This is a genomic window from Bacillus sp. LR--39 (genome assembly GCF_053613335.1).
In genome coordinates, this window is the sequence record NZ_JBSIOT010001010.1 from 1 (window position 1) to 657 (window position 657).

Here is a 657-nt window from a genome sequence, read left to right on the forward strand (position 1 = left end):
GCAATATCACCACTTAAAAGACGCACCGTTCATTGATCTGAAAAAATATCAAAATGAATTGATTTTTTGTAAAGGCGGGCACGAAATCGCGGTATCTCAAATCTTTCAAAAACACCGCCTCGAGTTAAAAGAAAACCTGACTGTGCAAAACGCGGAAACATTGGTCAATATGGTTCATAACAATTTGGGAATCGGCTTGATATCAAGCTTCTCGCTTTCCTCCGTGTCCCATCGGTTGATCAAAAAAGACATCTCTCCTCAAATTATCCGCGAAGTCGGCATGATAACACCCTCATTTGAAGAAGCAACACCTGCGGCTGCAGAGTTTATGAAAATGATCATAGAGTCGGAAACTGTCCGGGCATTTTCGTAAAAAAGAAAAACGCCTCAGCACCAATCAATGGGCTGAGGCGTTTTTTTAAAATGCTCATCAGTCATGAAAATTCGTTCCGTCCGTCGTTTCTTTAACAATTCCGGCGCGGATGACGAAATCTCCGAAACGTTCTCCTTCATTGCGTTCTTTCGCATAGCGCGGAAGAATATTGCGAAGTTCTTTTAAAATTTCTTCTTCGCCGATGTTTTCCCGGTACATTTTGCTCAGACGGCTGCCGTCAAAAGCGGCGCCGAGATACATATTGTACTTGCCCGGGGCTTTTC

Annotated in this window: 1 protein-coding gene and 1 pseudogene; one reads left to right on the forward strand and one right to left on the reverse strand. The window is 43.4% G+C overall.

The genetic code is table 11. The features are described 5' to 3' along the window. Positions 1-373, forward strand: a 373-nt coding sequence (locus ACWHAR_RS28100) for a LysR family transcriptional regulator substrate-binding protein (RefSeq protein WP_452088571.1), incomplete at its 5' end; no start/stop codon positions are given. A gap of 57 nt (positions 374-430) precedes the next feature. Here the strand turns inward: ACWHAR_RS28100 and ACWHAR_RS28105 are convergent. Beyond that, positions 431-657 (reverse strand): annotated as a pseudogene (locus tag ACWHAR_RS28105) (sulfite reductase); the annotation flags it as partial.